7 protein-coding genes are annotated in these 5497 nt (G+C 59.9%); 4 read left to right on the top strand and 3 right to left on the bottom strand.

What is annotated here, in order from left to right; translation table 11 throughout:
- From EN879_RS22915 to EN879_RS22905, 3 genes are all read right to left on the bottom strand, one after another.
- Nucleotides 1-410 (bottom strand): amino acid synthesis family protein (locus EN879_RS22915; protein WP_164774529.1); only part of this gene is annotated, 410 nt, incomplete at its 3' end.
- A complete protein-coding gene (locus tag EN879_RS22910; protein ID WP_063170543.1) occupies nt 407-799 on the bottom strand; it encodes a carboxymuconolactone decarboxylase family protein in 393 nt (130 codons plus the stop codon). The genes EN879_RS22910 and EN879_RS22915, both read right to left, overlap by 4 nt.
- A 17-nt stretch (nt 800-816) precedes the next feature.
- Nucleotides 817-1605, bottom strand: a complete 789-nt coding sequence (locus EN879_RS22905; protein ID WP_063170544.1) for an alpha/beta hydrolase — start codon at nt 1603-1605, stop codon at nt 817-819.
- 136 nt (nt 1606-1741) lie between these two features.
- On the opposite strand from EN879_RS22905, the gene EN879_RS22900 reads away from it, so the two are divergent.
- The 4 genes from EN879_RS22900 to EN879_RS22885 all read left to right on the top strand — a co-directional run bounded on the left by EN879_RS22900 (nt 1742) and on the right by EN879_RS22885 (nt 5104).
- Nucleotides 1742-2464, top strand: coding sequence for a GntR family transcriptional regulator (locus tag EN879_RS22900; RefSeq protein WP_063170545.1), 723 nt, complete (start codon nt 1742-1744; stop codon nt 2462-2464).
- Nucleotides 2461-3441 carry an aldo/keto reductase gene (locus tag EN879_RS22895; RefSeq protein ID WP_063170546.1) on the top strand — a complete coding sequence of 327 codons (981 nt, stop codon included), beginning with the start codon at nt 2461-2463 and terminating at the stop codon, nt 3439-3441. The genes EN879_RS22900 and EN879_RS22895 overlap by 4 nt, the downstream gene beginning before the upstream one ends.
- Nucleotides 3442-3522: 81 nt before the next feature.
- Complete coding sequence (locus EN879_RS22890) at nt 3523-4203, top strand: GntR family transcriptional regulator (protein ID WP_082826741.1); 681 nt, start codon at nt 3523-3525, stop codon at nt 4201-4203.
- A gap of 121 nt (nt 4204-4324) precedes the next feature.
- Entirely contained in the window at nt 4325-5104 is a 780-nt protein-coding gene (locus EN879_RS22885) for an alpha/beta hydrolase (protein ID WP_063170548.1), read from the top strand.
- Nucleotides 5105-5497 lie beyond the last annotated feature (393 nt).

The raw sequence follows: 5497 nt of genomic DNA, 5'->3' as shown, positions 1-5497 counted from the left end.
AAAGGAACGGTGAGTGAGGTGCCGGCGCCGGCACGTTTGTTGGTGAAGGGGAGAAAGGAATCTCCACCGGCGGCGATGCGGAAGACATTGCCGAAATGCAGCGTGTGGATCAGGCCGGCGGCATGTTCGACTTCACCGTCCGTTCCGGTCACCGCGCACTTTCCAAACGCTTCTATCCGGTCTGGACCGCCCATGATCGCCACTAGGCGAGGCACGAGGGCGTCCGTGAGAGCCGTGGCGTGCTCCATAATGTGCGGCTGAAGATCCTCGACGAATGCCGATCCCGCCCAGGGATTACGGATTACCGCCGCGCAGGCGGCCATGCGAAGCGGAACAGGCGCGGCGCGACCCCCTTCGACAAGCGTGTCCTCGACGAAATCGACGATCTTGCGGATCAAGACGCCAGTCATTTTTCCGCTCCGCCGGCTGCGCGCTCGGCAAGGACGCGGTTGGCGATGCGATGGCATTCGACGCCGACAGGAACGCCACAATAGATCGTGAGATGGGTTATCAGCGCGTCCAGCTCATCACGGGTGACACCGTTGCGAAGGGCGCCGCGAAAATGGAGTTCCCACTCATCCATGCGGTTGAGCGCGGCAATCATCACGATGTTCAGCATGCTGCGGGTCTTGGCATTCAGCCTGTCGTCGCCCCATGCAGCTCCCCAGCAATATTCTGTAACAAGCGCCTGAAAGCCCTTGGAAAATTCGGTCGCTTTGCTCAGTGAATTTTCAACGTATTCGCTGCCCAGCGTCGCCTTGCGGCGCTCCAGTCCACGCTCAAATAACGTCTCGTTCATTCGTCTTCCCTTCATTTTCAGCGTGGGCGCAAGAGAAACTCGCGGACGTGGTCGGACACCAGTTTGGATGCCTCGACCAGGACGCTGTGCTTCAGGCCGGTCAAAATGCGCAATTCCGAATCAGGGATCAGCCGGTGCATCGTCTCGGCCATTCGGATATTCGACCCCTGATCAAATTCGCCCGTCATCACCAGCGTCGGCTGCCTGATTTCGGCAAGCCGATCCACGAGTTCGGTAAGGCCGAACACCCGATACGCCTCCAGATAGGAAGGCACATGGACAGCCTTGAGCTCGGCAATTCTCTGCTCGATTACATCCGGGTGGCGATCGGCAAACTCCTTGGTGAACCAGCGGTCGTGCGCGGCCCCGACGATTGCATCCATGCCACCGTCGCGGATCATCCGCAGGCGCGCCACAACCTTTTCCCGTTCGGCCGGTGTGCGGCCAGCAACGGCGGAAAGAAGAACGACACGCTCGAAGCGAGCTGGATAGGAGTAGGCCAGCTCCTGCGCGATCAGACCACCTAGCGAAAAGCCGACCAGATGGGCTTTGCGCACGCCCGCTTCGTCCATCACCTTAACGATGTCGGCGGCGAACTTCTCGACGGAATATTCCGAGTCGATGCGCGCGGACTGGCCATGCCCGCGCAGGTCGGAACGAACAACGTCAAAACTGCCTTCCAGTTCGCGGCTAACGCCGTCCCAGCTTTCTAGATTGGCGCCGACACCGTGCACCAGCACGAGAGGATGACCCTCACCGCTTCTCTTATAGGCGATCAGACCATCTTTGGTGCGCATCAGCGCCATTCTAGGCACTCCCGTTCAAGCTCATCTTTTTGGTATACCAACAGGCAAACATATGGTCAACCGTATTTAAATGGGCTACTTGTGGTGAATGAATCGAACGCGTAGCTGTGATGACAGGAACGACGGGAGAGCCGCGATGCATGAATGGACTGGGTGGTCGATTGCTGGTTCGCCGACGTTGCGCGAGCAGACCGTTGTCACGTTGCGCGAGGCGCTGCTCAACGAGGTGTTCAAGCCGGGTGACAAGCTGGTGGAACGGAAGCTGGCCGAGCAGACCGGCGTAAGCCGCACAAGCATCCGGGAAGCGCTTAGCCAGCTTGAATCCGAAGGGCTCGTCACTCGGATAGCCGGCAAGGGCATGTTCGTGACGCGTCTGTCGGAACAGGAAATCCGGCAAATCTACGAGGCCCGCGCAATCCTCGAATCGGCGATGACGCGCATGTTTGTCGAACGGGCCAGCCTGGGACAAATGGACGAATTGGCGGCGCGTATTTCAGAAGCGGGCAAAACCGACACCGCCGAGCTCGCCCGGCAGCATGCCGAGAAGCTCGATGCGGTGTGGGAGATCATCATGCAAGGCGCAGGCAACGACATCACCAGGCAAATGACCTTTCTGCTACGTGCCCGCGTCACTTATCTGCGCACCATCACCACCCGCGTCGCATCGGCTGAACGACGTAGGAACACGATGGCTTTGCTCAACGGCATTTTCGACGCGTTGCGCGCGCGCGATGCCGACCTCGCCGAAAAGCTCACGCGCGAGTATGTTGAAAGGTCCGCGGCTTTCGCGCTGTCGCTGCTGCGCGACTCTGGGCAGAAACCCAAATCCTCACCACGCAAGCAAAAGATCGACAAATGAACTACGTCAGGCTCGGCAAGAGCAATTTGAAAGTATCCCGGTTATGCCTCGGCGCGATGGGATTCGGATCCGCGCGATGGCGGGCCTGGGTGCTCGATGCGAAGGCGTCGGCTCCGATCCTTGCGCGCTCCCTCGACCACGGCATCAATTTCTTCGATACGTGCGACTTCTATTCTGCTGGCGAGAGCGAGCGCATTCTGGGCCAGATACTCGTTTCCCAGCAGCCGCGCGACAGCTTCGTCATCGCCACCAAGGCGGGCAACCCGATGGCTTCGCACTGCAATGGCCGCGGCTACTCCAGGAAGCATCTGTTCAAGGCAATCGATGATTCATTGGTCCGCCTTGGAACCGATCACGTGGATCTCTTCCAGACACATATCTGGGACAAGGATACAGATCTCGACGAACTGGTCGAAGCCATGGCGGACATCGTGCGCGCCGGAAAGGCGCTCTATGTCGGGGTCACGACGATGCCCGGCTGGACACTCGCAAAATGCCGTGCGGCTGCCAGCGCACGTGACCTTCCGGCGTTCATCTCGATGCAATGCGAATACAACCCCGCTCACCGGGAGTGCGAGCGGGAACTGCTTCCCTATTGCAGTCACGATGAGGTTGCCCTGATACCGTTCAGCCCCATCGCACGCGGCTTCCTTGCCGCGGACCGTCGCGATCCCGGCCAGCAGACGGCGCGCACGAAAAGCGACGACTATACGCAGAAATATTACTACCGCGAGGGCGACCACGCCGTACGCGAAGCCGTCGCTGCCGTTGCCGCTGATATCGGAAAGACACCGGCCCAGGTGGCTCTCGCTTGGACATTGGCGCGCCCCGGCATAGCCGCGCCCATCTTTGGAGCAACCTCGATAGAGCATGTCGACGAGGCCGTCGCGGCATTGGACATAGCGCTTGCCGCCGAACAGATTGACTGCATCGACCGGGCCTACGAGCCACGGCCGCTGAACGCCTCAGGCCACTGAGTGAGCACAATGCCTTGCGGTAAGGTGATATGCTTGTGAAATTGCACTCGTCCACGCACCTTTCAAAGGATCAAAGTCGCCGTGTATGACCTGCGAGTCCATGTTGCGCCGCGGCTGTATACGCAGGTGGCCGATATCATCCGCAACGCCATCGTCGTCGGAGAACTGGCGCCGGGAGAGCGGCTGGTGGAGCGCACACTTTGCGAGCGCATGGGCGTTTCGCGGACGTCGCTCAGGGAAGCGATGCGCGAGCTCGAGAACGAGGGCCTAGTCACGAACCTGCCCAACCGGGGGCTGATCGTCTCTGTCGTCGATCCTAAGGTCGCGAAGGACATTTTTGATCTTCGCGAAGTGCTGGAGGCGCTTATATGCAGGTTGTTTTGCGAGAATGCGGCTGACGATCATATCACGCGTTGCGGGGACATGTATGACGAGCTGATGGAAGCTTATCGCGTCGGTGTACCGCGCGAAATGATTGCCGCAAAAACCCGGTTTTACGACGTTTTGATAGCAGGCGCGAACAATTCCGAGGCGGAACGGATGCTTCGCAGCATACATATGCGGGCCTCACAGTTGCGCATGATTTCTCTTTCCAATGCAGAGCGGCGAAAGGCATCTCAAGAAGAGCTGGCAGCCCTGCTCGACGCCCTGGTGAACCGCAAGGCATCGGATGCCGAGCGGCTTGCAAAAAAACATGTACGCAAAGCCGCACAATTCGCACTCGGGATGATCGAACAGCTTGAAAACCAATCCGTCAGCTAATCGGCGCTTGCAAGCGCCTGACGCCGCCCGTCCGCCGCTACCCTCTTCGAGAGCTGAGGAAAATTATGTCTCGGCGGGCGGAATCCGTACGCGCTATTTCGAAGCTGGGAGCGGACCGACCGTGATCCTTCTGCACGGCTCGTCACTGGCGATCGACGCCTGGTCTACCTGGCACAACACCATCCCGGCACTCGCGGATGAGTTCCGGGTGCTGGCGCCCGATCTGGTCGGTTTCGGTCTCTCAGATGCGTCGGCAGATGGGAAACACGTTCCCCGCCTCGACCGGCGCCATCACGTGTCAGCCTTCATCGAAGCGCTCGGGATCACCCGATGCGCGCTGGTCGGCCATTCCGAAGGCGGTTTCATCGCGGCAATGCTCGCCGTTGAAAATCCGGGTCTGGTCGACAAGGTGGTCGTCGTGAGCAGCGGCGCCACCGCGCCGCGTCTCGGCGGGAATGAGGACCACGCTTGGCAGGCAGCAGCGGCGGCAGCGTATAATGTGCTCGAGGGCTGCGATACAGAGGATGACTTTCTGCGCACCAACGCAAGGCTAAGCATGAAGAATCCGCCGGAGTTCGTGGACCTGCTAAGAAAGAACTACCGCCTAGCCTGCGAGACCGGTCAACTGGAACGCTTCAGGCAGGCTGCCCGGATAAAGGACGACACCGAATATACCCAGATTCAGGAGGACCATCTCCTTCCGCATTTGCCCACCATGCGGGCCAAACTATTCCTAGCTTGGTCGGCCTGTGACGAAACCGTGCCGGTGGCGCGTGGCATCAAGCTGCTGGAACGCGCCCCGCAAGCCGATATGTACATTTTCGCCAATGCCGGTCACATGGTAATGATCGATCGCCCGCGCGAATTTAATGGAGTCATTCGGGACTGGCTTGGCAGCTAGCGCCGGCGTTGCAGAATGGGCCGGGCTGAGGAGTGAAGAAAGCGAGCCTTTCGACGAAACCGCGATCAAGGATGCGATGACAGCCGTGCGCACCGCCACAATAAGCCTTCAGGCGACGATGCTGGACTATTCTCCTGACGGGCACTGAAAAATGTCAACGCAAAGCCCACGCAGGGAGGCTGAGCGCGACAGCCCTGCTGGCGGCACAATCGTCGCCGACCTATGTCGGTATCCAACCGGTTGCGAGGCCCGATCGCGATGATGGAACAGTGTGGCACGATGGCTGACCCTGCTCCGGCCTGAGCTGTCGGTCGGCGCTCGTTGCGACGCCGCGACCTTGCCTAGATCGTGCTTGGCGGCGGCGCCTTGGTATGCCATCGCCGACATCGTGCT

The sequence above is a fragment of the Mesorhizobium sp. M7A.F.Ca.AU.002.02.1.1 genome (genome assembly GCF_003998535.1).
GTDB classification, from domain to species: domain Bacteria; phylum Pseudomonadota; class Alphaproteobacteria; order Rhizobiales; family Rhizobiaceae; genus Mesorhizobium; species Mesorhizobium ciceri.
Note: the sequence above shows the minus strand (reverse complement) of the source record. Positions and strands in the feature narration are given on the sequence as shown.

Excerpts from the sequence above, each read along its gene's own strand:
- EN879_RS22905 (WP_063170544.1), bottom strand. The coding sequence starts at position 1,605 with ATGGCGCTGATGCGCACCAAAGATGGTCTGATCGCCTATAAGAGAAGC.
- EN879_RS22895 (WP_063170546.1), top strand. The coding sequence starts at position 2,461 with ATGAACTACGTCAGGCTCGGCAAGAGCAATTTGAAAGTATCCCGGTTA.
- EN879_RS22900 (WP_063170545.1), top strand. The coding sequence starts at position 1,742 with ATGCATGAATGGACTGGGTGGTCGATTGCTGGTTCGCCGACGTTGCGC.
- EN879_RS22910 (WP_063170543.1), bottom strand. The coding sequence starts at position 799 with ATGAACGAGACGTTATTTGAGCGTGGACTGGAGCGCCGCAAGGCGACG.